This window comes from Kribbella sp. DT2, from assembly GCF_049844575.1.
Taxonomy (GTDB): domain Bacteria; phylum Actinomycetota; class Actinomycetes; order Propionibacteriales; family Kribbellaceae; genus Kribbella.
The window spans coordinates 1,221,498-1,248,282 of record NZ_JBNCLH010000001.1 but is presented as its reverse complement, the minus strand read 5'-3'; the positions used below and the strand labels follow the sequence as shown (position 1 = coordinate 1,248,282).

Here is a 26,785-nt window from a genome sequence, read left to right as displayed (position 1 = left end):
GATGAACACCGTCGACCTGAACGCCGACCTCGGCGAGGGCTACGGCAGCTGGGCGATGGGCGACGACAACGCCCTGCTCGACGTCGTCACCAGCGCCAACGTCGCCTGCGGCTTCCACGCCGGCGACCCGTCCATCATGCGCGCGGTCTGCCGCCGGGCCGCCGATCGCGACGTCGCGATCGGCGCGCACGTCGGGTACGCCGACAAGCCCGGCTTCGGCCGCCGGTTCATCGACATCGAACCGGCGGCGCTGCGGGACGAGGTGCTCTACCAGATCGCCGCGCTGGACGCCTTCGCCCGGGTCGCCGGGTCGGAGGTCGCGTACGTGAAACCGCACGGCGCGCTCTACAACACGATCGGGCACCACGAGGAGCAGGCCGCCGCGGTGGTCGCCGCGGTCGCCGACTACGACCGCGCGCTGCCGGTGCTCGGTCTGCCGGGCGCGGTCTGGCTGAAGCTGGCCGAGGAGGCCGGGCTGTCCGTCGTCCACGAGGCCTTCGCCGACCGGGCGTACTCGCCGGACGGCACGTTGGTCTCGCGCCGGGAGCCCGGTTCGGTGCTGCACGACGGGCGCGAGATCGCGCGGCGGTGCGTGGCGATGGCGACGGGTGCGCCGATCAAGGACGTCAAGGGCGGGGATTTGCAGTTGCAGCCCGGGTCGATCTGCCTGCACGGGGACACGCCTGGCGCCGTACAGATCGCTCAACGGGTCCGCAAGGCCCTTGCTGACGCCGGGGTCGAACTCACTCCGTTCGCGGCGTGATGCGCGTACTTCCCTGCGGTAGTTCAGCACTGCTGGTCGAGCTCGAGGATCTCGACCAGGTCCTCGGGTACTACGCGGCGCTGCGCGCCGACCCGCCGGCCGGTGTCGTCGACATCGTGCCGGCGGGCCGGACAGTGATGGTGACCATCGACAACGCTGACCTCTCGACCCTGGAACGCGCCTTGCTCAGCACCACTCCGTTGGAGGACCGCCGGATCGGCGGCGACCTGGTCGAGATCCCCGTCGTGTACGACGGCGAGGACCTCGGGGATGTCGCCGAGCTGCTGTCCTGCTCGGTCGAGGAGGTCGTCCGGCGCCACACCGCCGACGAGTGGACCGTCGCCTTCTGCGGCTTCGCACCCGGCTTCGGCTACCTCACCGGCAAGTCCGCCTGGGACATCCCCCGCCGGTCGTCGCCGCGCACCAAGGTCCCCGCCGGCTCGGTCGGCCTGGCCGGTGAGTTCAGCGGGGTCTACCCACGCGAGTCCCCCGGTGGCTGGCAGTTGCTCGGCCGGACGGACGTGGCCGTCTTCGATCTCAACCGGGACCCGGCGGCCTTGCTGAGCCCCGGCCGCCGGATCCGTTTTGTCGATGCCACCGCCCCCAACGGCCGGCGCGGATGACCGCCCGCTTCGAGGTCCTGGCGACCGGCCCACTCACCACCATCCAAGACTCCGGCCGCCCCGGCCAAGCCGCGCTCGGCATCGGCCGCTCCGGCGCCTGCGACCGTACGTCGTACCAGCTGGCGAACCGCCTCGTCGGCAACCACCCGGACGCCGCCACCCTGGAGGTCACCTTCGGCGGGCTCTCGGTGCTCGCCGAGTCCGACCTCGTCTACGCGGTCACCGGGGCACCGTGCTCGAATGTCGCACTCAATGCCCCGGCCCTGCTCCGCAAGGACGAGGTCCTCCAGCTCGGCACTCCCCGGACCGGCCTGCGCTCGTACGTCGCCTTCCGCGGCGGCCTCGACGTCGACCCGGTGCTCGGCTCCCGCTCGACCGATCTGCTCTCCGGGCTCGGCCCGGCCCGCGTCGCCGCCGGCGACGTGGTTGCCCTAGGCAAGGACCACGGCCCGATGCCCGGCGTCGACCTGGCCCCGGTCGCGGACCCACCCGGCGACGAGGTGTCGGTCCGGGTCCTGCCCGGCCCACGCCGCGACTGGTTCACCGACGCGGGCTGGCAGTCACTGACCGGCCAGTCGTACACGGTCAGCAGCAACAGCAACCGCGTCGGCGTACGTTTCGAAGGTAAGCCCCTCGAGCGAGCGCAGGACGGCGAGCTCCCGAGCGAAGGCATGGAGCTCGGCGCCCTCCAGATCCCGCCGTCCGGGCTCCCGGTCCTCTTCCTCGCCGACCACCCGGTCACCGGCGGCTACCCGGTCATCGCGTACGTCGCCGCCCCGGACCTGGACGCCTGCGGCCAACTCCGCCCGGGCCAGTCCCTGCGCTTCCGCGCCTAAACCTGAGTCCGTGGATCCGGTGCGGTCCACCCTCCTCTGCCCCTTTGAGTGCGACCTTGGGCACCGGCCAGTCACGACAGGGGCGAAGTTCTGGCTGAGCGGTGCACAAAGTCGAGACCCTTTCCCGGTCCGGGACGTTCGCCTGGTGCGCGGACTCCGGGTTCAGCGTCCTGAAGTCCCACTGCGTTGGCCGGGAGGAGGCGGCCGGGAGGTGGGCTGGGAGGCCGGGCGCCGCTGCTCACGGCCGGCCCCCAGCGTCGACTGGCGCCTTTCGTGACGACTGGTGCCGATTGTGATCACTGGTCCGATGTACCGCAGCAGTCGCGGGGAACGGGAGCAGTCGGCCGAGCCGCCGGGGTGCGCCGGGTACGCCGTGGGGAAGGCTCCCGTAACAGCCGACCGCGATCTCGACCTTGTGCACCGTTCAGCCAATTTCTTGCCGTTGACGTGACTGGCCGGTGCACAAAGTGGCCGCCCAGACAAGCAGGGCGCGCATCGAGCCCACGGGGTCCACGGATCCACGGATCCGGTCTAAAGGACAAAACCAGTCGGGAACGGGTCTGTCGGATCCAGCAAGTAGTTCCCCATCCCTGTGATCCACGCCCGCCCACGGACCGTCGGCACCACTCCCGGCAACCCACCGACAGTCGTTGTCTCCAGCAACTTTCCGGTGAAGCTCGTCCCGATGAACGACTCGTTCACGAACTCCTGCCCCAGCTCCAGCTCGCCCCGGGCGTGCAGCTGCGCCATCCGCGCACACGTTCCCGTCCCGCACGGCGACCGGTCGAACCACCCCGGGTGGATCGCCATCGCGTTCCGCGAGTCGCTCCCGTCCCGCCCCGGCGCGGTGAACTGCACGTGCTTGCACCCGGCGATCCCCGGATCCTCCGGGTGCACCGGCCGGTCGGTCTCGTTGATCGCGGCCATGATGTCCAGCCCGGCCTGCAGGATCCGGTCCTTCTCCGACCGGTCGAACGGGATCCCGAGCTGCTCCAGCGGCAGGATCGCGTAGAAGTTCCCGCCGTACGCCAGGTCGTACGTGACCGTCCCGAGCCCCTTGACGTCCACCGAGGCGTCCAGGGCGTGCGAGTACGCCGGGACGTTCCGCAGCGTGACGTGCTCGGCCCGGCCGTCCTTCACCGCGACGTCGACGACGACCAGCCCGGCCGGCGTGTCCAGCCGGACCTGCGTCAACGGTTCGCTGACCGGGACCATGCCCGACTCGACCAGCACGGTCGCGACGCCGATCGTCCCGTGCCCGCACATCGGCAGGCAGCCGGACACCTCGATGTAGAGCACGCCCCAGTCGGCGTCCGCCCGGGTCGGCGGCTGCAGGATGGCGCCGCTCATCGCCGAGTGACCGCGCGGCTCGTTCATCAGGAACAGCCGCAGGTCGTCGTCGTGCGCCATGAAGTGCCGGCGCCGCTCCTCCATCGTCGCGCCCGGGATCACGCCGACCCCACCGGTGATCACCCGGGTCGGCATGCCTTCGGTGTGCGAGTCGATCGCACTCAGCGTACGGACGGACCTCATACCAACGACCTCCCGGTGGACGATGCGTGCGCTTCCAGCATCCCTCGCGGGGACGGCGTCCCGCCCCGCGCGTGGACCTCCAGCATCCCTCGCGAGGTCACGCCAGCGACTCGACGGCCCGCTTCATGTCCTGCTCGAGCTGCGCGACGTGCTCGGGGACGAGCGGGCCGCGCGGCGGGCGGCACGGGCCGCCGTACCGGCCGACGTAGTCCATCGCCCACTTGATCGCCTGGACGAACTCGACCCGCGAGTCCCACCGGAACGACGCGACCAGCGGCTCGTACAGCGCCCGGGCCTCGTCCAGCTCGCCCGCGAGTGCGAGGTTGAAGAGCCTGACCGACTCGGCGGGGAACACGTTCGGGAACCCGGCGAACCACCCGGTCGCGCCCATCAGCAGCGCCTCCAGGGTCAGGTCGTCGGCGCCCGCGACGACGGTCAGCTCCGGCGCCTTCTCACGGATCTCCAGGATCCGCCGCACGTCACCGGAGAACTCCTTCACCGCGACGACGTTCTCGATCTGCGCGATCTCGGCGAGCAGGTCCGGCGTGAGATCGACCTTGGTGTCGAGCGGGTTGTTGTAGACCATCACCGGCAGCCCGGCCTTGGCGACCTCGGTGAAGTGGTGGACCACCTCGCCGCGGTTGGCCCGGTACATCGTCGGCGGCAGGCACAGTACGCCGTGCGCGCCGTCCTCGGCGGCCTTCTCGGCCCAGCTGCGCGCCTGGTGCGCGCCGACGCCGTGCACGCCGACGACCACGATCCCGTCGGCGCCGACCGCCTCGATCGCGGTCCGCGCGACGGCCCGGCGCTCGTCGTCGGTCAGCGACGAGTACTCACCGAGCGACCCGTTCGGCCCGACGCCGCGGCAGCCGTTCTCGATCACCCAGCGGCAGTGCTCGGCGTACTTGTCCAGGTCCGGGCGCAGCCCCGCCGGCGCCGACGCGTCCTCGGCGTACGGCAGCGCGGTCGCCACGATCACGCCATCAAGCTTCTCGCTCACAGTTCCTCCTCGTTCGCCAGATCGCCGAGCCGCACCGGCACCGCGATCGGTCGTTTGTGGTCAGCCGGCCCACCGCCGGTCAGACAGGCCGCGTTCCGCGAACACACCCGCCCCTGGCACAACCCGAGCCCCACCCGGCCGGCCAGCTTCAGACTCCGCCCCGTCCCCAGCTTCCGTACGCCGGCCACCCGCTCGAGGTCCCCCCGTGAGACCTCTTCACACCGGCAGACCAGCGTCCTGTCGTCACTCCACTCGTTCCACCCGTCCCGCACCGGGTAGGCCGCCGCCAGCGTCGCCGCAAACCGTTTGCCCTTGGCAACCTCATCTGAAGTCTTCTGTCCCACAGTTCTTCCAGCGGCCGCCGCACCTGCGACCCGCCCCTCAGCCGAAGCCAGGTCCGCGCCACCGATCCCGGTGATCTCCCCCGCCGCGAACACCCCTGCCGAGCTCGTCTCCTGCCGCCCGTCGACCACCACCGCCGACCCGTCGCCGCTCAGCTCGCACCCAGCCGCCACGGCCAACTCCAGCTGCGCCGTGAACCCGTACCCCACGCACACCGCGTCGACTTCGACCTGCTGCTCCGTGCCCTTGATCGGCCGCCACTCGGTATCCAGCTTCGCCACCGTGACCGCCTCGACCCTGCGATCCCCGTGCGCCGCGATCACCGCACGCCCGTGCTGAAGCCGGATCCCCCGCCGCGCCAGCAACCCGGCGTACCCGGTCGCCTCGCTTAGCTTGCCCCGAGCAACCATCGGGTCGCTCATCCAGCCACGCGCCACGGTCCTCAGCGCATTGGCCTCGTACAAGCCGAGAACCTCAGCCCCGACCCCCAGCAACGACTCCGCCACCGGCAACAAGAACGGCCCGGTCCCCGCCACCACCACCCGTTGCCCGACAGCAATCCGCTGACCCTTCGCCAACGCCTGCGCCGCCCCCGCGCTGTAGACCCCCGGCAGGTCCCACCCCTTGAACGGCAGCACCCGATCGAACGCCCCCGGCGCGAGCACGATCGCCCCCGCGTCGACCGCCTCGACCTTCCGCCCGACAGCATCAGCAGGCCCTCGCTGCACCCACACCCGCCGCCCCTCGATCGCGAACACCGAGGTCTCCGCCAGGTGCGTCACCCGATGATGCCGAGCCACGCGATCCCGCAACTGAACGAACTTCCCCCACCCATGCTGCAACCGCCCCGGCCGCCCCGCCCCGAACTCCTCCGGCAACTGCCGATGAAACTGCCCACCCACGGCCCGCCCGGCGTCGATCAACCCGACCGACACACCACCTTCAGCAGCAGCCAACGCAGCATTCAACCCAGCAGGCCCCGCCCCAACCACCACGACGTCGTACGCCGTCCTACCGACGGCAACACTCTTTCTCTGCTCATCAGAAGAAGGCAGCATCGCCCCCACCTGCGTACCGATCTCGTCCCCCGCCGACACCGTCCGCTGACAAGCCCGCACATCAGGCGTCCCGTTCACCACCACCAGGCAGTCGAAGCACGCACCGATCCCACAGAACACCCCGCGCGGCTTCTCCGCCCCGCGCGTCGTCCGCCACGACTCCCGCCCGGTCGCCATCAACGCAGCGGCGACGGTCTGCCCCGGCAGCGCCTCGACCGACTCACCATCGACCGTGATCTCCACCGCCGCACCGAAGCGAGGCTCGGCCGGATCGCCCTCCGCGGAACGCAGGTACGGACTCACGAGACCCCCACCACAGCAGGCCGATCAACGCGGAACGGCTCAGGATCCAGGTGCGGCGGCACGCCGATGAACAGCTCGGTCAGCAACCGCCCGGTCGCCGGCGCGAGCCCGATGCCGGCGCCTTCGTGCCCGGTCGCGTGCCACAACCCCTGCACCCGCGGGTCAGGGCCGATCACCGGAAGGTGGTCCGGTGCGTACGGCCGGAACCCGCCGTACGTCCGCATCACCGGTACGTCGGCGAGGAACGGAAAGATCCCGACCGCCTTCCGCGCAAGCTCCCGCAGCACGTGCACCTTCACCGACTCGTCGAACCCGATCCGCTCGCGGCTCGACCCGATCAGCACCGTCCCGGCCTTCGTCGACTCGACCACCGTCGAGGTCTGCAGGTCCGCATCACCGCTCCCGACCGCACCGACGTAGTCCGCGTCGTACACCTTGTGCCGGACGCTCTCCGGCAGCGGCGCCGTCACCAGAATCATCCCGCGCCGCGGCAGGATCTCGATCGGCCCACCGGCCGCCGCCGCAAAGGCACCGGCCCAGGGCCCGCACGCGTTGACCACCGCATCACACGCGATCACCCCGGCGTCGGTCTCAACTCCGGTCACCCGCCCAGCTTCTTGCCGTACGCCGAGCGCCGCCACTCCGCTCCGCACCTCGCCACCACGCCGTCGTACGGCGGCCAGCAAAGCCGTTGCCAAGAGCACCGGTTGCACCTGCGCGTCGTCGGGGTAGTACACCCCCGTCGTCACCGCTCGAGTGAGCAACGGCTCCAACTCGAACGCCTCCGCCGGGCTGATCACCCGCGCGTCGACCCCCGCCTCCCGCTGCGTCGCGGCGAACTTCTCCAACGGCGCCGGATCCCCGGTCGCAACGACCAGGCCGCCCTTGTCCTCCCACTCCACGTCGGCAACCTGCTCAGGCAACCGCGCGAGCACGATCCCGAACTCCCGCCGCGACGCGAGAGCCAGCGTGAGCTCAGCCCCCGGCTCCTTGTCCGAGACCAGCACGTTCCCCTCGCCGGACGCGGTCGTCCCGCCGGCCGGCGTCCCCCGATCGATCACCGTGACGTCGACACCAGCCGCCGACAGCGCCTCGGCACAGGCGGCACCGATCACCCCTGCCCCGACCACCACCACGTCCGGCATCCACCGACCCCATCGCGTCGTCGTTCACTTTAATGAACGCTTCGAGCGTACGACGGCAGGCCGCGCAGGTCAACGGACCCGGTCAGTCCGTGTGCAGCGACTCCAGCACGCCCGGCATCGTGTCCGGCGGGTACTCCAGCAGCAGCACCGAGCGCACCTCGCCGTCCAGCGCCTCGTACTCGTGCGGCCCGTTCGCCCGAAAGGCCAGGTAGTCCCCCGGCCCGAGCTCCTGGCTCCGGTCCCGCGCGGTGATCCGCACCCGACCGGTCAGGATCACGTGATGCTCGATCCCCGGATGCCCGCTCGAGTGCTGGACCTCACCAGGCCGGATCCGCTGGTCGTACACCTCGAACAGACTCCCCGGGCTCTCCAACCGCCGCAGCATCCGCAGATCCACCGCCGCGCCGCTCAGCGCGTCGACGTCCGCCGACCGCACGAGCACCAGGTCCGACGCCGGCGGCTCGCTCAGCAGCGCCGACACCGGCACCCCCAGAGCGTTCGACAGACTGAACACCGTTTCGATCGTCGGGTTCCCCGCCCCGGACTCCAGCTGTGACAGCGTTCCCTTCGCGATCCCCGACCGCCGGGCCAGTTCCGACAGCGAGATCCCCTGCTCGTCGCGCCGCGCGCGCAGGTTCACCCCGAGCACGCGCCCCGCTCCCTGACCAGCCATGGCCCGGAGCATGCCACACCTGCCTACGGGATGACGCGGGCCTTCCGGAGCTCCTCGAACAACCGGTAGAACATCTGCTCGGTCTCCACGTACTCGTGGAACCCGGCCCTTCGCGCCTTCGAGGAATCCGCGAAGAAGTCGTAGTCCCACCCGAGCACGAAGTCCGCGAACCCCCACGACGACACCTCCGCGTACGACGTACCGGCGAGCCCGTGCGCAGCCTGCATCCGGTCCCACAGCGCTTCCTTGTCCGCCATCGCGTCCTGCAGCGGCATCGGCAGCGGCGGCGCCACCGGCATCTCGAACCACGCGGCGAGCTTCGGCCACAGCTCGCTCCACCGGAACAGGTCCCCGTTGGCGATGTTGAACGCCTGGTTCGCCGCCCGCGGCTCGGTCGCCGCCCAGACCGTTGCCTTGGCCAACAACCCGGCGTCGGTGAGCTCCAGCAACGCGTCGTACGCGCCCGGCTTGCCCGGGAACCGCAGCGGGACCCCGAGCTCCTTCGAGATCGACGCGTAGACGGCGATCGCGACGGCCAGGTTCATCGGGTTGCCGAGCGCCGTGCCGCCGACGACCGAGGGCCGCAGCGCGGACCACTTCCAGGCCTTGCCGCGCTGCCGCTCGACCAGGAAGTCCTGCTGGTCCACGTTGAACTCCGGCGGCAGGTGCGGCGGGTCGTCCTCCCGCGCCGGTGTCTTGAACGGCCCGAGATGCGCGCCGTACACCTTGTAGCCCTGCATCAGACTCACGTGCCGCAACCGCGGCGCGACCGGCTCGATCGCGTCGACGACGTTGACCAGCATCGCCAAGTTCGGCGCGACCAGCTCGGCCCAGGTGGGGCGGTCCTGGTACGCCGCGTAGAACACGTGCGTCACGTCGGTGAGCGCAGCGAGCTTCGTCCGGCTGTCCTCCGCGTCAAGCAGATCCACGGCGACATGCCGTACGCCGTCCCCGTCCTTACCGCCCCGCCGGGACAGCCCGATCACCTCCCAGTCAGGCAGCTCGGCCAGGTGACCGATGAGGTTGCTGCCGATCACACCGCGGGCGCCCACCACGAGCGCAGTTTTCGTCATATCCCCAGCTTGTGGGCGAGCCTGTGGATAAGTCCAACGCATCCTTTTCAGGATGTGGATAAACTCTGCTCATGGCGACGCTCCGGCAGTTGGAGTACCTCGTGACGATCGTCGACGAGGGCTCCTTCACCCGGGCCGCGGAACTGCTGCACGTGACCCAGCCCGCCCTCTCCCACCAGATCCGCGCCCTGGAACGCTCAGCCGGCGGCCCGCTGCTCGAGCGTCTCCCCAAGAACCTGCGCCTGACCCCCAGCGGCCGGGCGATGCTCCCGCACGCACGCGCCGCACTGGCCGACGCCGAACGAGCCCGCTGCGCCGCCCGCCAGGCCACCGGCCTCGAAGCGGGCGAGCTCCAGATCGCCACCCTCTACTCGATCAGCCTCGGCATTCTCCCGCCGGCCCTGAAAGCCTGGCGCCGCCAGTACGCCGAGGTCGGCATCCGTCTGTACGAGCACCGCCACACGACCGAGCTCGCCGAGGCCATGACCACCGGCCAGGCCGACATAGCCATCGGCCCCGCCCCACCGAACTGGCCCACGCCCCCACACGTCCTGGGCATCGAGGAACTGGTCATCGTCATCGCGTCGGACGACCCCCTGGCCCCCACCGGCGGCAACTACTACGCGACCGGCGAGGCGCCGGCTGCTGGGCTCGGCGTCGCCGACCGCCTCCGCACCGGGCCGGACCCACAAGGCACCGCCGCATCCACCGAGGCGGCCCCGCCGGGCACCACCGCGTCCGCCGGGTGGGCTGCGGTTCACCCACTCGACCGAGCGACGACCATCTCCCTCGCCGACCTGGCCGACCGCGCCTGGGTCCACTACACGCCCGGCCACGGCCTGGCGGACCTCCTCGACCAGGCCTGCGCCCAGGCAGGCTTCCAGCCCCGCATCGCCGTCCGCACCGAACAAACCGCCGCTGCCCCCGCACTGGCCGCCGCCGGCCTGGGCCCCGCGCTGGTCCCCGCGAATATCCTCCCGACCAGCTTCGACGGCCACGTGCTCCGCCCCGACCCACCCATCTGCCGCACCCTCACGGCGTACACGCGAGGCGCCTCCGACCCCGTCACCACCGCGTTCCTCGAGGTCCTCACCGCCACCTGGCCCACCATCCCGGGCACAAAGCCCGCCTGACCCCGTACGCCGACCGCTCGCTGTCCGCTCGCGTTTGCCCCGCTCCCCACGCGGGCACCGAACGGATTGATGGCTGATGAATCCACCGGAACAGTGCTGCTCGCCGGAGCGGCCAACCTCTCGATCGCCGTCGCAAAGTGCGTCGCCGGTCTGCTCTCGGGCTCGACCGCGCTGATGGCGGAGGCGGCGCACTCCGTCGCGGACACTCTCAACCAGGTCTTCCTGCTGACCGCCCTCAAACGCAGCCAGAAACCCGCCGATGCCGCCCACCCCTTCGGCTACGGCCTCGAACGCTACTTCTGGGCCTTGCTGGCCGCCGTCGGCATCTTCGTGCTCGGGGCCGGCTTCTCGATCGTCGAGGGCATCCAGGCCGTCCTCAACCCCGAGCCCGTCGCCTCGCTCGCGGTCGTCTACACCGTGCTCGCCGTCTCGTTCGTGTTCGAAGGCGCTTCCTGGCTCCGCGCCGTCCGCCAGGTCCGCCGCGAGGCCAAGGAAGAAGGCATCTCCGCCCTCGAGCACCTCAAGGACGCCGAGCCGGCCCTCAAGACCGTCGCCTTCGAGGACTCCGCCGCCCTCATCGGCCTCGTCCTCGCCGCCGCGGGTGTCACCCTCAGCGTCGTCACCGACCACCACTTCTGGGACGGCACCGCCTCGATCGCGATCGGCCTGCTGCTGATCGGTGTCGCCTTCACGCTCGGCCGCGACAACAAGGCCATGCTGATCGGCCAGTCGCTGTCCGCCGACGTCCAGCAGGAGATCCGTACGACGATCGCCGCCGTCCCCGGCATCGACGCGGTCGTCGAGCTCCTCACCCTCCGCATGGCCGCCGACGAGGTCTTGGTCGTGGTCCGTGTCGACCTCGACGACTCCGAAACCACCGGCGCCGCCGTCGAGCAGCTCGCCGAAACGGTCGACCGCGAGGTCCGCGAACGCTTCCCGACCGTCCGCCACCTGTTCCTGGACCCCACACCCCAAGCCGACCCCGCGCCCCTAGCCGACCCCGCCTCCGCTCCCCCCGGCGTACGCTGAAGTCGTGCCGAAACTCACCGGCCGCCCCGGCAACCAGCGCGCCTACATCCTGATCATGGGCAGCTGCGTCGCCCTGATTATCCTGGCCTGGTTCGTCGTCCGCCTCTTCTCGGTCCCCGCCGCCATCGCCATGAGCGCGGTCGCCGCGGTCCTCCCGCCTGTCGCCGCGATCGTCGCCAACAACCGCCAGGACTAGGGCGTGTCTCCAGTGCTCCGAGGTGCCGTGCCGAGTCCCGCGCAGTAGGCGAGAATTGGGAGACACGCCCTAGCCGAACGGCAGCAACAGCCGAAAGGCCGCCCCCGGCAGCCCATCAGGCCGGTCCCCGCACGTCAGATCTCCGCCATGCGCCCGAGCAAACCCCCGCGCAATCGGCAGCCCCAGCCCCGAGCCGCGCGTCGCAGGACTGTGCACCAACCGCCGAAAGATCCGCTCCCGATCCACCGGCAACACCCCAGGACCGTTGTCCTGCACAACAACCTCCGCGTACGCCGGCACGGCGCCGGCGCCGCCCCGCCCCCCACCGTCTCCCGACACCATGCCACCCCGCCTCTCACCGTCCCCCGGCACCATGCCACCCCGCCCCTCACCGTCCCCCGGCACCATGCCACCCCGCCTCTCACCGTCCCCCGGCACCATGTGGATGAGGATCTGGATCGTCCCCCGGTCGCCGGCTGCTGCGCGAGCGTTGTTCGTCAGGTTGGTCAGGATCTGCGTGACCCGGTCCGAGTCAGCCTGCAACTCGATGTCGTGCCCAAGGACCTCCACCGTCAGCTCGGGAGCAACCAGCCGAAGCCGCTGGGCCTGCGCCTTGGCCGCCAGGTTCAACCACACCGGCCCAAGCCGCAGCTCCAACCCCGCATCGATCCGCGCCAGGTCGAGCAGGTCGTCCACCAACGCCCCCGCCCGCTGGGACTCCCTCACCAGCAGCAACTCCACCTCATCCCGCCGCCGAGGCGACGCGTCCGGCCCAAGCCGGAGCAGCGTCTCGGCCGCCGTCCGGATCCCCGCCACCGGCGTCCGCAACTCGTGCGCGGCATCAGCCACGAACTCCCGCATCCGCGCCTCCGACTCCCGCGCCTGCTGCTCGGCCCCTTCCAGCGCATCGAGCATCTCGTCGAACGCGGCCGCCGTACGCCCGAGCTCGGTGTCGTCCCGCGTCGGCTGCAGCCGCCCGCCCCGGCGCCCGGCCGCGATCGACCGCGCCAGCCCCGTCATCGCATCCAACGGCGCCAGCGCGAACCGCATCCCGACCACGAGCGCCAACACCGTGATCACCAACGCCGCCGCTCCCGAGATCAGCAACGTACGCCGCAGCGTCCCACTCGCCTCGGCCAGCAACGAGGTGTCGGCCGCCACCGTCAGCTCCGCTTCCTTGGTCCGCTGACCCGCCTGCAGCGTCGCCCGCACCTGCCGCACGCCACTCGACGCCTCCACCGGCGGAGCCCCCAGCACCTGCCCGGACCGCAGCACCAACGTCACCCGTACGCCGTCCGCATCGATCCGCCGTACCAACGCCGCCGGCGCCACGTTCTGCCGAGCGAGCTGCTGGGCCAGCTGAGTCCGCCCGGTCAGCAACGCATCCAGATTCCGCTCAGCCTGCGCGTCGAACACCTGCTTGACCACGAGCCCGGTCACCGGCAGCACCACGACCAGCACCAGCAACGCCAGCCAGGTCACCCGCCGCCGCAAGGAGGCGGTCCGCAAGCCACCCCCACCGGCTCCCGCTCCAGCTCCCGCTCCGGTTCCGGCTCCCCCACCGGCTCCGGCTCCCGCTCCGGCTCCCCCACCGGATCCGGCTCCGGCTCCGGCTCCCGCCGCAGCCGCACTCAGATCCACAGTCGGCGGATCCTCCGCCCCACTCACGGCTGATCCGCCCGCAGGATGTAGCCGGTGCCCCTGATCGTGTGCAGGAGCCGAGGCCCATGGGCCTCCAGCTTGCGCCGCAGCGCGCTGATGTGAACTTCGACCAGGTTGGCCGCGTAGTCGTCATAACCCCAGACAGCGGTGAGGAGCTGGGTCTTGCCCACGACCCGGTTGCTCCGCCCGGCCAGGAACGTGAGCAGCTTCAGCTCCGTCGCGGTGAGCTCCAACGCCTGACCGGCCCGGGTCGCAGTCCCCGCGTCGACATCGACGCTGAGGTCAGCCACCTGAAGCACGCTCCGCAACCGCCCCATCCGACGCAGAACGGCCTCGACCCGAGCGATCAACTCGGCCAGCACGAAGGGCTTCACCACGTAGTCGTCGGCGCCGGTCCGCAGTCCGTGCAAACGATCCTGTACGCCGTCCCGCGCGGTCAGCAACACGATGCCCGCGTTCGAGATTTCGCGCGCGACCGCCAGCAGCTCGAACCCGTCACGCCCCGGAAGCATCACGTCCAGCAGCAACAGGTCCGGGTCGTACTCGGCAAGATCGCGCTCCAGCGTCTCCCCGTCGGCCCGCGTCGCGACGGTGAACCCGGCCTCCTCCAACGCGATGCCGACCGACGTACGGATCACTTCCGCGTCCTCGACCAGCAGCACCCGCGCCATCAAGCCATCCTGCCACCGCCGGACCTCATACCCGGAGCAACCCGTCAACGGTCCCGGTGTGTCCCGCCAGAACCTTGCCGGGGTCGGTCGACAGCACCCCGCCGAGCAGCGAGGCGTACACGTCACGGAAGTCGGTCGTCGACTTCAGGTCGCCGTTCGACAGATCCGTGAGACCGGGCTGAGCCCCGTGGAATCCGCCGTTGACCTTCTCCCCCAGGACGAACAGCGGACCCGCGGTGCCGTGATCGGTGCCCTCGCTCCCGTTCGCGTGCACCCGCCGGCCGAACTCCGAGTACACGAGCACCACCACGTTCTTCCCCCGGTCGGTCTTGCGCAGCCGCTGTGCGAACGGTGTCAGCGAAGCATCCAGCTCGGTCAAGAGCCGTTGCTGCGTGCCGCGCTCGTCGGCATGAGTGTCGAAACCGCCCAGGGACACCGAGTACGCTCGGGTAGGAACCCCGGCCTCGATCAAGCCCGCCACCAGGTCCAACTGAGCCCCCAGCTGCGAAGCACCACCGGCCGAGGCGCCCTTCGTCTTCTCCTCGTCCTCGTCGTCCTCCCGTTCACCGGCATCGTGAACAGCCCCACCCAGCACCCGTACGGCGTTCTGCAGGTCACCCATCGACTTCGCCGCCTGCGCCTGCCAGTGCTCCTCGCCCGGACTCGGATTCCCCAGCGCCGCGAAGGCCTCACCCAACGAGCCCTTGGGCAGCTTCAACCCGCGGACCGGCAACGACGCAGCCGCCGTCGTTGCACCGGCCAGCAACGGCGGCAGCGTCGGCTCGACCGACACCGCCCGCAGCGGGTCGGAGCCGGTCGCGTCGAGCCACCGCCCCAACCACCCGGTCGGCACCGAGGTCTCCGGCGACGCGGTCTGCCAGATCGCCATCGACCGGAAGTGACTCCGGTCGGGCGTCGGATACCCGACGCCACGGACGATCGCCAGCCGGTCCTCGTCCCACAATCCCTTCAACCCCTTGAGCCCGGGATTCAGCCCGAGCCCCTCGCCCAGGTCGAGCACCTCTTCGGGCTTGTACGCCAGCTCGGGCCGAGCGTCCTGGTACGCCGGATCAGCAGCCGGTACGACGGTGTTCAGCCCGTCGTTCCCGCCGTACAGCGTGACCACGACGAGCACGGAATCCCCGCTGGGCAAGGGATCCCGAACAGCGGCAGTCATCAGGTCGGACCAGTTGACCTGGGTCGCGCCGACCGCGAGCGCACCCGCAGCGGTCACGCCACTCATGGTCAGGAACCGGCGACGAGTCAGGTTGTCCACAGTCTTCTCCTCAACCACTCACGACGTACTCGGGAGCGCAGGCGGCCACGGCCGTCAGCTGCGCGGGATCCTTCACCGGGGCCAGGGCGGCCTTCGTCCGGGCGGACCACCCGTCCACCCCGAGCAGAGCCTGTACGGCGCCCGCCTTGTCCGTTGCCTTGGCCACCGAGTCGAGATCAGCCGCCTTCGTCAGCAGCTGCGCCACCTGCAGCCGAGTCACCCCGGCCGACGTGGTCAGCCAGCTCGCACCCGACGGCCACCCGCCCACACTCGGCGGCCGGAACGGCACCTGTCCCATCCCGCGCAACCCGGCGATCAGCTTCGTCCGCGTCTTCTCGTCCAGCCGCGCCGGCTGCAACCGCAACGCCCGCAGCAGCCCGACCGCCCACTCCACCGGCTGCTTCACCAGTGCTGAGGCGCTGTCCGTGAACGCGCTCTCGGCAACCATCGCCCGCAGCAGCGCGCGAACGTCCCGCTGACTCCCGTACGCCGCGACCAACCGCCGCATCGCGTCCGGCGAGGGCGGAGTCGCCGACACCAGCCGGAACCACAGCCGCCCGACCACGAACGGCGCCGACGCCGCCTGCGCGACCGCCAGGTCGGCGAACCCGCGCGCGTCGTACGGGCCGGTCTTGCCGAACAGGGTCTTGGTGTCACCGTCGTGCCGCGCCGCGACGAAGCGGGCCTGGGTCGAGCCGCGCTTGATCGTCCAGCCGGTCAGGCAGCGGGCGCCCTCGAAGACGTCGGGCTCGGTGTAGTGCCCGATGCCGAGCGAGAACAGCTCGAGGAACTCGCGGCCGAGGTTCTCGTTCGGTGAGCCCTTGCGGTTCGCGTTGCCGTCGAGCCAGCGGATCATCGCCGGGTCGACCACCATCACCCGCGCCAGGTCACCGAACCGGCCGAGCGCGTGCGTCCGGAAGGCCTGGTTCTGCGTGTACATCAACTGGGCGTTGCGGACCTTCTGGTTGCTGGTCGCAAAGTGCCCGTGCCAGAACCAGGTCAGCCGCTCGGTCGCCGTCGGCTCGCTGACCATCCGGTCGAGCCACCAGCTCGTCAGTCGCAACTCCTGCGCGGCCCGCAGCTTGTTCGCCGCCTTCTTCGCGGCCTTGTCGTCCTTCTTCCCCGCAGGCTCCGGCGGCGTCAACCCAGGCGGCGGCACCACGGCGACCGTCGGCGGCCCGAGCAGCCGCGCGACCGTCGCGTCGAAGCCCACGGCACCGCCCACGGGCCCGAAGCCGAGCCTGTCGTTCAGCCGCCGGACCGCGGCGCGTTCGCTGATCTCTGCCATGCCTCGATCCTGGCCACCCGCCGGCCAGAACCCCAGGAAACCGAAGCCATCTTCAGCCAACCCACAGGTTCGCCGAAAAGCCAGGTCAGATCGGCAGCGCGACCTCGGCCAGCGCCTTCACCAGCGGCGCCTGCTCGGGCAGCTCAGCCGCCTTCTCCAAAGCAGCGGACAGTACGGCGTCGTGCGTCGGCTGCGCCTCGGCCAGCAGATCCCGTCCCGCCTGCGTCACCTCGGTGTAGATCCCGCGCCGGTCGGTCGGGCACAGGTACCGCGACAGCAGCTCGCGGTCCTCCAGCCGGTTCACCAGCCGCGTCGTCGCCGACTGGCTCAGCACGACAGCGTTCGACAGCTGGTTCATCCGCAGGTGGTAGTCGTCCTGCCGCGCCAGCACGTCGAGCACGCTGTACTCGCTGACCGACAGCCCGTGCTGCTTGTTCAGCGCACGCTCCAGCTCGTCCTCGATCCGCGCGTGCAGGGCCGCTAAGGTGCGCCACCCCTGCGCCCGAGCCTCCGCGGCGTCGTCCGGTAGTCCCACAACTCCTCCTCACACCCACCAACAGTCCGCGTGTGCAACTATCGCGGACGCGGGTATTAACCACCAGACTACCCACCAGGAGCAGAAAAGCCATGCCGCCCGAGCTCAGCCTCGCCGGTAGATCTCGCGTACCGCGTGGAACGACTTCTTCGGCTCCCACCGGTACGGCGAGGCCGGGTCCCAGGTGTCCTCGCGGATCACCTTGACCAGCCCGTAGCCCGCGATGTCGTCGTCGTGCTTGGGGTCGTCGGCCCGGTGCGGCACGTCCGGTGAGACGAACGTGTACGGCGAGGCCCCGAGCAGACCTTCGGCCGCGAACACGCCCAGCATGTTCGCCAGGTGCGTCGCCTGCTCCTGCTCGTTGCGCACGTACCCGTCCTTGATCGCCGGCGGATCGACCGTGTAGTCCACGATGTTCCACCCCATCGGCCCCACCTTGGCCGCGCCCGTGAACGTGCAGCAGCCGAACTCCAGGATCAGGATCGGCTTGCCCCACTTGCGGAACGGCGCCAGCTCGGCCGTGTGCTCCGCCGGATCGGCGTGGTAGGAGTAGTAGTCCAGCCCGACGATGTCGAACAGCGCCCAGTCGACCGGCTCCAGGTCCGACGCCGCGCCGTACGTGATCCGCCCGTGGAAGTTGCTGCGGGCAACCTTCACCATCTTCGCGGTGTAGGCCCGGAAGCGCCGGACGATGGCCGGCATGTCCGGGGTGCCGGTGGTCAGGTGCTCGACCCGCTCGAAGAAGTCCGCGCCCGGCACGATCCCCGGCGTGAACAGCATGAACTCGCAGCCGATCACCAGGATCACCTCCGGCCCGTACCGGCGCCGCAGCCGTTCGGCGTCCCGGGCGACGTCGCCGAGCTTGCGCAGCGAGTCCTCCTGCGGCTCGTCGAAGAACCGCGGCTGGATCGACACCCGCAGCCCCTGCCGGAGCGCCTCGGTCGCGGTGTCGCGCAGGCGTTTCGGCTGGGTTCCGTAGATGCTGACCCAGTTCGCGTGCAGGCGGTGGCGGATCGCGCTCAGCTCACCGCGGACGAGGTCGGGGCGCCAAAGGACGCGGCTCTCGTCGCCGACGAATCCGGTGCCGGTGTCGTAGGCGACGCCACGGAGGTCGAGGCGTCGCTTGTACGGCGTACGGGCTGCTGCTGCCGGGGCCGCGGCGACGGTTCCGGCGCTGGCGGCCACCACGCCGAGGGCGGCCGCTCCCTGCAGAAATCGGGACCTGCTGATCGGTTGGCTCATGCCGGACAACTCTCCATCGCCGGCCACGATCGATCGTCAGGCAGAGGTTTTCCCTTGCAGAACTTAAGTTTCGCGGCCCAGGACTGACACAGCACTGATGTGCCGGGGCAATCGCTTGCTTCACGCACCGTGCCGGGACGACTCTTCTCAGTCAGAGGCCGCAACCGCCCACAGCGGCCGATGACACCTGGAGTGTGAGCATGTCAGGAAAGCTCAAGTTCACCCGTGCGGCCATGGTCGCTGTGATGGTCGCCGTCGCGTCGGCCGGTGCGGTCAGCGCCGCCGAGGCCCGCGTGACCCCGGGAACCAACATCGTCGGCGGTACGACGACCAGCACCGCACAGGCTCCCTGGGCGATCGCGCTGAACAACAGCCGGTCCCCCGTCCCGAGCGGCCAGTACTGCGGCGCCACCCTGGTGAAGGCGAACAAGATCGTCACCGCCGCGCACTGCGTCACCCAGCCGGTCAGCACCTACACCGCGATCCAGGGCCGTGACCGGCTCAGCACCACGGCCGGCAAGACCTCGAAGATCTCCAAGATCTGGAAAGACCCGCAGTACGGGCGGGTGGCCGGCCACGACGTCGCCGTGCTCACGCTGACCACGCCGTTCACCGGTGTCGCCACGCTGCCGCTGGAGACCAGCCGCTCGGCCGATGCCGTCGGTGCCCAGTCGGTCGTCTACGGCTGGGGCGACACCGAGGGGACCGGTCCGGCGGACACCTTCCAGAAGGTGACCGTGCCGGTGCTCGGTGACTCGTACTGCGGCCAGGTGTACGCCGGTGAGGGCTACGTGGCCAACGGCGAGATCTGCGCCGGCTACAAGGCCGGTGGCAAGGACTCCTGCCAGGGCGACTCCGGTGGCCCGCTGGTGCTGAACGGCCGGCTCTTCGGGGTCGTGTCGTGGGGCATCGGATGCGCGGACGCCGGCAACCCGGGCGTCTACGCCGAGGTCGCGACGTACGCCTCGGCGCTGACGACGCAGATCAACAACTAGCGACACGCTACTGATACGCCGTACCAGAACCTGGTACGGCGTATTAGTGTGTCGTCGGTGGCACGCGAAGCTGATGAGAAGACGGTCCTGGGCTCGGTCTGGCTGCGCGCCGAACCGTCGTCGACCCGAGCACCGCTGAGCCGCGAGGACATCGTCGACGCAGCGATCGGCATCCTCGACAAGGAGGGCCTGGACGGCCTCTCGATGCGCCGCGTCGCCGTCGAACTCGGCACCGCCGCCACGTCCGCCCTCTACTGGCGGGTGGCCACCAAGAACGACCTGCTCGAACTGGCCGTCGACGAGGTCCTCGCCGAGGCACTGGTCCCTACCGACGACGGCGACTGGCGAGACCAGCTCGCGGTGCTCGGCCTGGCGGCGTACGAGGTCTTCGACAGGCACCCCTGGGCCACGCAGCTCCTGGCGTCCCACGCGGGCCTGGGCCCCAACTACCAGGCCTACACCGCCCGTATGGTCGAGATCCTCGGCACCGCCGGCTTCAAGGGCGTCCACCTGGACGCCGCGGTCTCAGCCGTCTTCCACTACGTCATCGGCGCCGCCGTCACCGACGCCGCCTGGCACTCCACCATCCACCGCAGCGGCCTCCCCGACCCGACGTGGGCCAACGCAGCCGGCCAGCACCTGGGCATCGAACCCGACGCACTGACCGCCTACCTGACCCCGGACAACCCCGCAGGACCCACAGCCCGCTTCACCACAGGCCTGAGAGTCATCCTGGTAGGCCTCCGCCCCCGTAGGCTCTCCTAGAGGTCCGCGAAAGCTGAGGTGGGGTTCTCGAAAGCGTCTGCTACGAAGCGGAGGAAGGCTGCTGCTGTCCCGCCGTCGCAGACCCGGTGGTCGAAGACCAGCGAGAGCTGGGTGAGCTTGCGGATCGCCAGCTCGCCGTCGACCACCCACGGGCGGTCGATGATGCGGCCGACGCCGAGGATCGCGACCTGGGGGTGGTTGATGATCGCCGCGCTGCCGTCGACGCCGAAGCTGCCGTAGTTGTTGAGCGTGAAGCTCCCGGACGAGAGCTCGTGCGAGGTGAGCTTGCCGTCACGGGCGGCCGTGGTGAGGCGGCGGATCTCTCCGTCGAGCTCTCGCGTCGTCAGCGTGTGGGCGTTGGGAACAGCGGGAACGACCAGGCCGCGATCGGTCTGAGCGGCGAGGCCGAGGTTGACTCCGTCGTACTGGACGACGTCGTCGCCGTCGACGAAGCCGTTCAGCTCGGGGTGCTTGCGCAGCCCGGCGACGGCGAAGCGGCCCATCAGCGCGAGCAGGCCCGGGCCGGGATCGGTTGCCGTGCGCAACGAGGCACGCAGCTCGACCAGCGGGGTCGCGTCGACGTCCACCCAGGTCGTCGCCTCGGGGATCTCGGAGCGACTCCGACTCAAAGTCGCCGCCACAGTCTTCCGGAACCCGTTCATCGTCGTACGCCGAAGCTCGGGCAGCCCCGTACGCGAGTCAGTGACTGAGGAGGCCGACAGGCCGGCGGGCACGTCGCCTGTGACTGAGGCCGCTGCACCGGCAGAGTGCCCGCCGGAGGCAGTCGAGCGGGCGGCGATCGCGGCCTCCACGTCGCGGCGCACGATCAGACCACCTGTGCCCGAGCCCTTCAGCGTCTGAAGGTCAAGCCCCGCGTCCTTGGCGATCCGACGGACCAGCGGCGAGATCACCAACGGCACCGCGCGCGCGACAACCGCAGGGCGCTCGGCGAGCGCGACAGGCGCGTTGACCGGCGCGTTGACCGGCGCGTTGACCGGCGAAGCTACGGCATGCCCGTTGGTCCGCGGCTTGCGCCGCCGACCTGACCCCACGCTCTCCGGAGTCCCGTAGCCGATCAGCACATTCCCCGAGCCGGCCTTCTCCTCCTCGCGGTACGCCTCACCGGCCGCCGACCCGATCGTGATCAGCGGCTTCCCGACATCAACAGTCGTGCCCTCAGCACCATGCAGCTCGGTCACCACACCGGCGTACGGCGACGGCACCTCGACCAGCGACTTCGCCGTCTCCACCTCCACGAGCGGCGCGTCGACCGCGACCACGTCGCCGACGGCAACCATCCAGCGCACGATCTCCGCCTCGGTCAGCCCTTCGCCGAGGTCCGGCAGCAGGAACGTGTTCACGCGTCCTCCCACTGCAGGTCGTCGACGGCGTCGAGGATCCGGTCCACCGACGGCAGCTGGTGCCGCTCCAGGTGCGGAGGCGGGAACGGGATGTCGAACCCGGTCACCCGCCGGATCGGCGCCGCCAGCGAGTGGAAGCACCGTTCGGTGACCCGGGCAACGATCTCCGACGACACCGAGGCGAACCCGGAGGCCTCGGCAACCACCACGGCCCGCCCGGTCGAACGCACAGCAGCACAGACCGTCTCGTCGTCGAACGGCACGATCGACCGAAGATCCACAACCCCCAGCGACCGCCCCTCGGCAGCAGCGGCCTCAGCGGCCTCCAGCGCGACCGGTACGGTCGGCCCGTAGGCGATCAGCGTCGCGTCCGAGCCTTCCCGCCGTACGACGGCCTGCCCGATCCCCGGCTCGGCGACCCCGAGGTCGATCTCCTCCTTGGCCCAGTACAGCTTCTTCGGCTCCAGGAACACCACCGGATCCGGGAACTCGATCGCCCGCCGCATCAGCCAGTAGGCGTCGGCCACCGTGGAAGGCGCCACGACGGTCAGCCCTGGAGTGTGCGCGTAGTACGCCTCGGAGGAGTCGCAGTGGTGCTCGACGCCGCCGATCCCGCCGGCGTACGGCATCCGGATCACCATCGGCAGCGAAATCTTGCCGCGGGTCCGGTTCCGCATCTTCGCGACGTGGCTGACGACCTGCTCGAACGCCGGGTAGCCGAACGCGTCGAACTGCATCTCGACGACCGGCCGCATCCCGTTCATCGCCATCCCGATCGCGGTGCCGACGATGCCCGACTCGGCCAGCGGGGTGTCGAAGCAACGCCCTTCGCCGAACTCGGCGGTCAGCCCGTCGGTCACCCGGAACACACCGCCGAGCGCACCGACGTCCTCGCCGAACATCAGCACGGTGTCGTCGGCCCGCATCGCGTCGCGCAGCGCCTGGTTCAGGGCCTGCGCCATGGAGAGCTTCACGTGCGTCATCTCAGGCCTCCTCACGAGCCAGTTCATCGGCCAGGAACGCGGCCTGCTCCCGCAGCTGCGGCGTCTGTACGGCGTACAGGTGCTGGAACAGCTCGGCCGGATCCGGATGCACGTCCTCCATCAACCCGACCCGCGTGTACTCCGCGACCCGGTCAGCGGCCGCAGCGACAGCCGCGCGACGGTCGTCATCGAGCAGACCGGCGCCACTCAGGTAAGCGTCCAGCCGCTTGATCGGATCCCGCTCCAGCCACGGCGTCACCTCCGCGTCGTCGCGGTAGCGCGACGCGTCGTCGGCGTTGGTGTGCGCCTGGACGCGGTACGTGTGCGCCTCCACGAGCTGCGGGCCTTCACCGGCTCGTGCCCGCGCGACAGCGGTCCCCAGCACGGCGAGCAGCCCCGCCAAGTCGTTGCCGTCGGCCCGTTCACTCGGTACGCCGTACCCGATGCCCTTGTGCGCAAGGGAAGGCGCGGCGCTCTGCTTGGCGAGCGGGACCGAGATCGCGTACTCGTTGTTCTGGATGAAGAAGACCACCGGCGCCTGCCAGACCGCGGCGAAGTTGAGCGCCTCGTGGAAGTCGCCCTCGCTGGTCCCGCCGTCGCCGACGAGCGCCATCACGACGGTGTCCTCGCCCTTGAGCCGCGCGGCGTGCGCGACGCCGACCGCGTGCAGGAGCTGGGTCGCCAGCGGCGTGGACTGCGGCGCGACGTTGCGCTCGTGCGGGTCGTACCCGGAGTGCCAGTCGCCGCGCAGCAGGGTCAGCGTCTCGATCGGGTCGACGCCGCGGCTCACGATCGAGACCGTGTCGCGGTACGTCGGGAAGAGCCAGTCCTGGTCCCCGAGCACCATCGTGGCCGCGACCTGGCAGGCCTCCTGGCCGTGCGACGACGGGTAGACCGCGAGGCGGCCCTGACGGACCAGCGCGCTGGCCTGGTCGTTGAGCCGGCGGCCCTTGACCAACTGTGCGTAACCGTCGGTCAGCGTCTCCGCGGAGGGCAGCTGGTACGACGCGTGCGGGTGCGCGGCGCCGTGCTCGTCGATCAGCCGGACGGGCTCGGCGGAGGGGAGCAGACGCTCCTCAACAGTGGTCATGAGGCCCTCCTGCAGGGAGACGGACTGATGCCTCATCGTCGTACTTCTGGCCATTCGCTGCCAGAGGCTGCAGAATTGCGAGACGATCGGTCTACTGGCCAGGCGTGTGGAGGAGCAGAATGTCCGAGGAAGTCGCAGTGGGTGCCGGGCGCCCTGGACAGATGGTCGTCGCCCCCGCGCTGGACGAGCTCGACCGGCAGATCGTCGAGGCCCTGACCCAGGACGGCCGCCTCTCGATGCGAGCGCTGGCCGACCAGGTGCACATCTCCCGCGCGAACGCCTACGCCCGCGTCGAGCGGCTCACCGCGACGGGCGTGATCACCGGGTTCACCACGACCGTCGACCCGTTGAAGCTGGGGCTGGCGACGTCGGCGTACGTCACCCTCAGTCTCCGCCAGAGCTCCTGGCGCGCCCTGCGCGAGCAGCTGCAGACCATCCCCGAGATCAAGCACATGGCGCTGGTCGGCGGCGACTTCGACGCGATCCTGCTGGTCCGGGCGGCCGACAACGAGGGCCTGCGGCGGGTGGTGCTGGAGAAGCTGCAGGCGATCCCCGAGGTCCTGGGGACGCGTACGGCGCTGATCTTCGAGGACCTCGGGACGCTCTGACCTCTGGCCGGTACCGAACGACAGGAGGTCTCGACTGATCCCAGGCGTGCGACCAGCCGCGTCCACCCGCGGGAGCCGGACACCTCCTGTCGCTCGGTCCCGATCTCCGGCTACGCCCCGCGGCGGCGCTGGCGGGCGGCGTACGAGCGCAGCGCGCGGAGGAAGTCGATCTCGCGGAAGGCCGGCCAGTACGGGTCGCAGAAGTAGAGCTCGGAGTACGCCGACTGCCAGAGCAGGAAGTTCGACATCCGCTGCTCGCCGCTGGTGCGGATGATCAGGTCCGGGTCGGGCTGCCCGGCGGTGTAGAGGTGCTTGGTGATGTCGTCGGCCTCGAGCGTGTCGGCGAGCGAGTCGAGGTCGTTGCCGGCACGCGCCTCGGACTCGAGCAGCGACCGAACCGCCTCGACGAGCTCCTGGCGGCCGCCGTACCCGATGGCGAGCGTGACGTGGTTGCCGGTGCTGATGTCCTTGGTCGCCTCGACGGCCTGCTTGAGCGCGCGGGCGGTCGTGTCGGGCAGCAGGTCGATCAGCCCCGCGACGTGCACCTGCCAGCGGCCACCCGGCTGCAGCAGGCGGGTGGTGACGACCTCCTCGATCATCTTCATCAGGTAGGCCACCTCCTCACTGCCCCGCTTGACCAGGTTCTCGGTCGAGCAGACGAAGACGGTGACGTGCTTGACCCCCGCGGTCTCGCACCAGCCGAGGGCGTTCTCGACATGCATCGCGCCGTACCGATGCCCGACGCTCGGATTCGCATGCCCCTGCCCCCGCGCCCAGCGGCGATTCCCGTCCATCACCAGCCCGACGTGCTGAGGCCGAGCCTTCCCGACCAGCTCCCGCCGAAGCCGCCACTTGTACGCGCCGTACACCAGGTCAGTGATCGCCATCCGCAAAACCTATCCGCTCACCAGCCCGTACGCCGGTATTGTGCGTCGGATGCGGATCCTGTTCACGTTCATCGGTGGCAGTGGGCACTTCCGGCCGCTCGTTCCCGTCGCCCGGGCGGTCGAGGCGGCCGGGCACGAGGTTCGGCTCGCCGGATCGGGCAAGGTGACGCCGACCGTCGAGGCCGCCGGCTTCCGCACCTTCGCGACCAGCGGCCCCCGCCCCGCCGACGCCCCACCGCCGGTCCCCGAACCACTGGAGCCGGCCGATCCCGCAGCCCAGGAACAACACTTCGCCGCAGCCTTCGGCGGCCCCGGCGCCCGCCGCCACGCGGCCGCCCTGCTGGAGATCGCGGGCTCCTGGAAACCCGACGTCATCGTCCGGGACGAAGCCGACTTCGGTACCGCCGTCGCCGCGGAGAAACTCGGCATCCCCTGTACGACGATCCTGGTGCTCGCCTCAGGAGCCCTGCTCCGCAAGGGCCTGCTCGCAGGCCCCCTCGGCGAGGTCCGGGCCGAGCACAACCTCCCACCAGACCCCGACCTCACCTTCCTCGACCGCGGTCTAATCCTGTCGCCCTTCCCCCCGAGCTTCCGCCACCCGTCGTTCCCCCTCGCTCCCAATGCCTTCTCCTACCGCACCACCGACGTCGTACCGCACACCCAGCCGAAGACCCCCACCATCTACTTCACCCTCGGCACCCTGTTCCAGCCCGACACCGACGACCTCTTCGGCCGAGTCCTCACCGGCCTCCAGGCAGTCGACGCCAACGTCGTCGTCACCGTCGGCGACCGCAACGACCCCGCCGCCCTGGGCCCCCAACCGGACCACATCCGCATCGAACGCTTCATCCCGCAGGACGAGCTGCTCCCGACCTGCACCCTCGTCATCTCCCACGGCGGCTCCGGCAGCATCCTCGGCGCCCTCGCCCACGGACTCCCGTCCCTCGTCCTCCCCCTCGGCGCCGACCAGCCCCACAACGCCGACCGCATCCTCACCCTCGGCCTGGGCGAGGCCCTCGACCCGGTCACCCTCACCCCTGACCAGATCACCCGCACCGCCACCGCAATCCTTGCCAACAGCAACTACTCCCAAGCCGCCCAGCAACTCCAGGCAGAGCTGAACGCCCTCCCCCACGTCTCCCACACAGTCCCGCTGCTCGAAGCCCTCCGGTGACGATCCGGAACTACCAACCAACCGACGAACAAAGCTGGCTCCGCTGCCGAGTCCTCGGCTTCCTCGACACCGCGTACTTCGACGACGTCGCGACCCGCAAACCCCCACCCGACCTCGAACTGGTCGCAGCCTCCGACGGGCAGATCGTCGGCCTGCTCGACGCCAGTCTCAACGGGCCCGAGGCAACCATCGAGACCATCGTCGTCCACCCGGACCACCGCCGCCGCGGCATCGCCCGCGCTCTCCTCCACGAGGCCTGCACCCGGCTAGCAGACCGGGGCGCCCTCTACGTCGACGCCTGGACCCGCGACGACGAAGGCACGCTCACCTGATACGCCGAGCAAGGCTTCACCGAAACCATGCGCTACCTGCACATCTACGCCTCAACCCCGCAAGAAGCGGCCGCCGCCTACGCGACCTCGCCGCAATCGACACCCGCGACCGGCTCCACCCTTACAGCCTTGCCACCCGATACTGACCCCGCCTTCACAGCCTCGTCGCCCCCATCACCCGGCACCGGCTCACCTGCCGAGTCCTCGAC

The 26,785-nt window shown here is 70.4% G+C and carries 27 protein-coding genes; 11 read left to right on the top strand and 16 right to left on the bottom strand.

The genetic code is table 11. From position 1 onward, the window contains the following. Position 1 precedes the first annotated feature (1 nt). From ACLQ2O_RS05970 to ACLQ2O_RS05960, 3 genes are read left to right on the top strand one after another with little or no spacing between them, the layout of a single operon-like run. On the top strand, positions 2–763 hold the full coding sequence (locus ACLQ2O_RS05970; protein ID WP_425828004.1) for a LamB/YcsF family protein: 762 nt from the start codon (positions 2–4) through the stop codon (positions 761–763). Beyond that, entirely contained in the window at positions 763–1,386 is a 624-nt protein-coding gene (locus ACLQ2O_RS05965; protein ID WP_425829079.1) for a 5-oxoprolinase subunit B family protein, read from the top strand. Before ACLQ2O_RS05970 ends, ACLQ2O_RS05965 begins: the two co-directional genes overlap by 1 nt. Next, positions 1,383–2,222, top strand: a complete 840-nt coding sequence (locus tag ACLQ2O_RS05960; protein WP_425828002.1) for a biotin-dependent carboxyltransferase family protein — start codon at positions 1,383–1,385, stop codon at positions 2,220–2,222. Before ACLQ2O_RS05965 ends, ACLQ2O_RS05960 begins: the two co-directional genes overlap by 4 nt. 531 nt (positions 2,223–2,753) lie before the next feature. Here the strand turns inward: ACLQ2O_RS05960 and ACLQ2O_RS05955 are convergent. From ACLQ2O_RS05955 to ACLQ2O_RS05930, 6 genes are all read right to left on the bottom strand, one after another. Next, positions 2,754–3,755: a proline racemase family protein gene (locus ACLQ2O_RS05955; RefSeq protein WP_425828000.1), complete on the bottom strand. Its 1,002-nt coding sequence runs from the start codon at positions 3,753–3,755 to the stop codon at positions 2,754–2,756. A 97-nt stretch (positions 3,756–3,852) separates the two neighbouring features. Then, positions 3,853–4,755 carry a dihydrodipicolinate synthase family protein gene (locus tag ACLQ2O_RS05950; protein ID WP_425827998.1) on the bottom strand — a complete coding sequence of 301 codons (903 nt, stop codon included), beginning with the start codon at positions 4,753–4,755 and terminating at the stop codon, positions 3,853–3,855. Further along, the gene (locus tag ACLQ2O_RS05945) at positions 4,752–6,458 is read right to left on the bottom strand and encodes an FAD-dependent oxidoreductase (protein WP_425827996.1); all 1,707 of its coding nucleotides are present in this window, start codon (positions 6,456–6,458) and stop codon (positions 4,752–4,754) included. Before ACLQ2O_RS05945 ends, ACLQ2O_RS05950 begins: the two co-directional genes overlap by 4 nt. After that, entirely contained in the window at positions 6,455–7,603 is a 1,149-nt protein-coding gene (locus tag ACLQ2O_RS05940; RefSeq protein WP_425827994.1) for an NAD(P)/FAD-dependent oxidoreductase, read from the bottom strand. Before ACLQ2O_RS05940 ends, ACLQ2O_RS05945 begins: the two co-directional genes overlap by 4 nt. Before the next feature lie 82 nt (positions 7,604–7,685). After that, positions 7,686–8,276 (bottom strand): helix-turn-helix domain-containing protein, encoded by a 591-nt coding sequence (locus tag ACLQ2O_RS05935; protein WP_425827992.1) that lies wholly within the window; start codon positions 8,274–8,276, stop codon positions 7,686–7,688. Between the two features lie 23 nt (positions 8,277–8,299). Continuing rightward, a complete protein-coding gene (locus tag ACLQ2O_RS05930; protein ID WP_425827990.1) occupies positions 8,300–9,349 on the bottom strand; it encodes an SDR family oxidoreductase in 1,050 nt (349 codons plus the stop codon). A gap of 71 nt (positions 9,350–9,420) precedes the next feature. Between ACLQ2O_RS05930 and ACLQ2O_RS05925 the strand changes: the two genes are divergently transcribed. The 3 genes from ACLQ2O_RS05925 to ACLQ2O_RS05915 all read left to right on the top strand — a co-directional run bounded on the left by ACLQ2O_RS05925 (position 9,421) and on the right by ACLQ2O_RS05915 (position 11,707). After that, a complete protein-coding gene (locus ACLQ2O_RS05925; RefSeq protein ID WP_425827988.1) occupies positions 9,421–10,482 on the top strand; it encodes a LysR family transcriptional regulator in 1,062 nt (353 codons plus the stop codon). 69 nt (positions 10,483–10,551) lie between these two features. Continuing rightward, positions 10,552–11,511: a cation diffusion facilitator family transporter gene (locus ACLQ2O_RS05920; RefSeq protein WP_425827986.1), complete on the top strand. Its 960-nt coding sequence runs from the start codon at positions 10,552–10,554 to the stop codon at positions 11,509–11,511. Positions 11,512–11,515: 4 nt separating this feature from the next. Further along, positions 11,516–11,707 (top strand): DUF3099 domain-containing protein, encoded by a 192-nt coding sequence (locus ACLQ2O_RS05915; protein ID WP_425827984.1) that lies wholly within the window; start codon positions 11,516–11,518, stop codon positions 11,705–11,707. A 69-nt stretch (positions 11,708–11,776) separates the two neighbouring features. Here the strand turns inward: ACLQ2O_RS05915 and ACLQ2O_RS05910 are convergent, their stop codons facing one another. From ACLQ2O_RS05910 to ACLQ2O_RS05885, 6 genes are all read right to left on the bottom strand, one after another. Next, a complete protein-coding gene (locus tag ACLQ2O_RS05910; protein WP_425827982.1) occupies positions 11,777–13,216 on the bottom strand; it encodes a histidine kinase dimerization/phospho-acceptor domain-containing protein in 1,440 nt (479 codons plus the stop codon). Between the two features lie 155 nt (positions 13,217–13,371). Then, positions 13,372–14,040 (bottom strand): response regulator transcription factor, encoded by a 669-nt coding sequence (locus ACLQ2O_RS05905; RefSeq protein WP_425827980.1) that lies wholly within the window; start codon positions 14,038–14,040, stop codon positions 13,372–13,374. Positions 14,041–14,065: 25 nt separating this feature from the next. Next, positions 14,066–15,316 carry a DUF1501 domain-containing protein gene (locus ACLQ2O_RS05900; RefSeq protein WP_425827978.1) on the bottom strand — a complete coding sequence of 417 codons (1,251 nt, stop codon included), beginning with the start codon at positions 15,314–15,316 and terminating at the stop codon, positions 14,066–14,068. A 10-nt stretch (positions 15,317–15,326) separates the two neighbouring features. Further along, on the bottom strand, positions 15,327–16,604 hold the full coding sequence (locus ACLQ2O_RS05895) for a DUF1800 domain-containing protein (RefSeq protein ID WP_425827976.1): 1,278 nt from the start codon (positions 16,602–16,604) through the stop codon (positions 15,327–15,329). A gap of 85 nt (positions 16,605–16,689) precedes the next feature. Further along, positions 16,690–17,139 (bottom strand): MarR family winged helix-turn-helix transcriptional regulator, encoded by a 450-nt coding sequence (locus ACLQ2O_RS05890; protein ID WP_425827974.1) that lies wholly within the window; start codon positions 17,137–17,139, stop codon positions 16,690–16,692. A 105-nt stretch (positions 17,140–17,244) separates the two neighbouring features. After that, positions 17,245–18,381 (bottom strand): hypothetical protein, encoded by a 1,137-nt coding sequence (locus ACLQ2O_RS05885; protein ID WP_425827972.1) that lies wholly within the window; start codon positions 18,379–18,381, stop codon positions 17,245–17,247. Positions 18,382–18,581: 200 nt separating this feature from the next. On the opposite strand from ACLQ2O_RS05885, the gene ACLQ2O_RS05880 reads away from it, so the two are divergent. Continuing rightward, entirely contained in the window at positions 18,582–19,376 is a 795-nt protein-coding gene (locus tag ACLQ2O_RS05880) for a S1 family peptidase (RefSeq protein WP_425827970.1), read from the top strand. Between the two features lie 57 nt (positions 19,377–19,433). Then, positions 19,434–20,141: a TetR/AcrR family transcriptional regulator gene (locus ACLQ2O_RS05875; RefSeq protein ID WP_425827968.1), complete on the top strand. Its 708-nt coding sequence runs from the start codon at positions 19,434–19,436 to the stop codon at positions 20,139–20,141. On the opposite strand, the gene ACLQ2O_RS05870 is transcribed toward ACLQ2O_RS05875, so the two are convergent. Genes ACLQ2O_RS05870 through ACLQ2O_RS05860 form a run of 3 tightly spaced genes read right to left on the bottom strand, consistent with a single transcriptional unit; the run spans position 20,138 to position 23,575 of the window. Continuing rightward, positions 20,138–21,502, bottom strand: coding sequence for a dihydrolipoamide acetyltransferase family protein (locus ACLQ2O_RS05870; RefSeq protein ID WP_425827966.1), 1,365 nt, complete (start codon positions 21,500–21,502; stop codon positions 20,138–20,140). The two genes, ACLQ2O_RS05875 and ACLQ2O_RS05870, sit on opposite strands and share 4 nt — an antisense overlap. Continuing rightward, positions 21,499–22,485, bottom strand: a complete 987-nt coding sequence (locus ACLQ2O_RS05865) for an alpha-ketoacid dehydrogenase subunit beta (RefSeq protein WP_425827964.1) — start codon at positions 22,483–22,485, stop codon at positions 21,499–21,501. Before ACLQ2O_RS05865 ends, ACLQ2O_RS05870 begins: the two co-directional genes overlap by 4 nt. A 1-nt stretch (position 22,486) precedes the next feature. Continuing rightward, complete coding sequence (locus tag ACLQ2O_RS05860; protein ID WP_425827962.1) at positions 22,487–23,575, bottom strand: thiamine pyrophosphate-dependent enzyme; 1,089 nt, start codon at positions 23,573–23,575, stop codon at positions 22,487–22,489. 119 nt (positions 23,576–23,694) lie between these two features. On the opposite strand from ACLQ2O_RS05860, the gene ACLQ2O_RS05855 reads away from it, so the two are divergent. Further along, entirely contained in the window at positions 23,695–24,183 is a 489-nt protein-coding gene (locus ACLQ2O_RS05855; protein ID WP_425827960.1) for an Lrp/AsnC family transcriptional regulator, read from the top strand. A gap of 110 nt (positions 24,184–24,293) precedes the next feature. Here the strand turns inward: ACLQ2O_RS05855 and uppS are convergent, their stop codons facing one another. After that, on the bottom strand, positions 24,294–25,070 hold the full coding sequence (gene uppS, locus ACLQ2O_RS05850) for a polyprenyl diphosphate synthase (protein ID WP_425827958.1): 777 nt from the start codon (positions 25,068–25,070) through the stop codon (positions 24,294–24,296). Positions 25,071–25,119: 49 nt separating this feature from the next. Here uppS and ACLQ2O_RS05845 point away from each other — a divergent pair, with 49 nt between their 5' ends. Both ACLQ2O_RS05845 and ACLQ2O_RS05840 read left to right on the top strand, forming a co-directional pair. After that, positions 25,120–26,244: a glycosyltransferase gene (locus tag ACLQ2O_RS05845; RefSeq protein WP_425827956.1), complete on the top strand. Its 1,125-nt coding sequence runs from the start codon at positions 25,120–25,122 to the stop codon at positions 26,242–26,244. After that, positions 26,241–26,576: a GNAT family N-acetyltransferase gene (locus tag ACLQ2O_RS05840; RefSeq protein ID WP_425827954.1), complete on the top strand. Its 336-nt coding sequence runs from the start codon at positions 26,241–26,243 to the stop codon at positions 26,574–26,576. The genes ACLQ2O_RS05845 and ACLQ2O_RS05840 overlap by 4 nt, the downstream gene beginning before the upstream one ends. Positions 26,577–26,785 lie beyond the last annotated feature (209 nt).

What these genes read in the sequence shown, in the direction of transcription:
- ACLQ2O_RS05920 (WP_425827986.1), top strand. Translation starts at nt 10,552, where the DNA reads ATGGCTGATGAATCCACCGGAACAGTGCTGCTCGCCGGAGCGGCCAAC.
- ACLQ2O_RS05885 (WP_425827972.1), bottom strand. Translation starts at nt 18,381, where the DNA reads ATGAGCCAACCGATCAGCAGGTCCCGATTTCTGCAGGGAGCGGCCGCC.
- ACLQ2O_RS05925 (WP_425827988.1), top strand. Translation starts at nt 9,421, where the DNA reads ATGGCGACGCTCCGGCAGTTGGAGTACCTCGTGACGATCGTCGACGAG.
- ACLQ2O_RS05865 (WP_425827964.1), bottom strand. Translation starts at nt 22,485, where the DNA reads ATGACGCACGTGAAGCTCTCCATGGCGCAGGCCCTGAACCAGGCGCTG.
- ACLQ2O_RS05860 (WP_425827962.1), bottom strand. Translation starts at nt 23,575, where the DNA reads ATGACCACTGTTGAGGAGCGTCTGCTCCCCTCCGCCGAGCCCGTCCGG.
- ACLQ2O_RS05930 (WP_425827990.1), bottom strand. Translation starts at nt 9,349, where the DNA reads ATGACGAAAACTGCGCTCGTGGTGGGCGCCCGCGGTGTGATCGGCAGC.
- ACLQ2O_RS05935 (WP_425827992.1), bottom strand. Translation starts at nt 8,276, where the DNA reads ATGGCTGGTCAGGGAGCGGGGCGCGTGCTCGGGGTGAACCTGCGCGCG.
- ACLQ2O_RS05940 (WP_425827994.1), bottom strand. Translation starts at nt 7,603, where the DNA reads ATGCCGGACGTGGTGGTGGTCGGGGCAGGGGTGATCGGTGCCGCCTGT.
- ACLQ2O_RS05855 (WP_425827960.1), top strand. Translation starts at nt 23,695, where the DNA reads ATGTCCGAGGAAGTCGCAGTGGGTGCCGGGCGCCCTGGACAGATGGTC.
- ACLQ2O_RS05895 (WP_425827976.1), bottom strand. Translation starts at nt 16,604, where the DNA reads ATGGCAGAGATCAGCGAACGCGCCGCGGTCCGGCGGCTGAACGACAGG.
- ACLQ2O_RS05880 (WP_425827970.1), top strand. Translation starts at nt 18,582, where the DNA reads ATGTCAGGAAAGCTCAAGTTCACCCGTGCGGCCATGGTCGCTGTGATG.
- ACLQ2O_RS05955 (WP_425828000.1), bottom strand. Translation starts at nt 3,755, where the DNA reads ATGAGGTCCGTCCGTACGCTGAGTGCGATCGACTCGCACACCGAAGGC.
- ACLQ2O_RS05965 (WP_425829079.1), top strand. Translation starts at nt 763, where the DNA reads ATGCGCGTACTTCCCTGCGGTAGTTCAGCACTGCTGGTCGAGCTCGAG.
- ACLQ2O_RS05970 (WP_425828004.1), top strand. Translation starts at nt 2, where the DNA reads ATGAACACCGTCGACCTGAACGCCGACCTCGGCGAGGGCTACGGCAGC.
- ACLQ2O_RS05960 (WP_425828002.1), top strand. Translation starts at nt 1,383, where the DNA reads ATGACCGCCCGCTTCGAGGTCCTGGCGACCGGCCCACTCACCACCATC.
- ACLQ2O_RS05905 (WP_425827980.1), bottom strand. Translation starts at nt 14,040, where the DNA reads ATGGCGCGGGTGCTGCTGGTCGAGGACGCGGAAGTGATCCGTACGTCG.
- uppS (WP_425827958.1), bottom strand. Translation starts at nt 25,070, where the DNA reads ATGGCGATCACTGACCTGGTGTACGGCGCGTACAAGTGGCGGCTTCGG.
- ACLQ2O_RS05845 (WP_425827956.1), top strand. Translation starts at nt 25,120, where the DNA reads ATGCGGATCCTGTTCACGTTCATCGGTGGCAGTGGGCACTTCCGGCCG.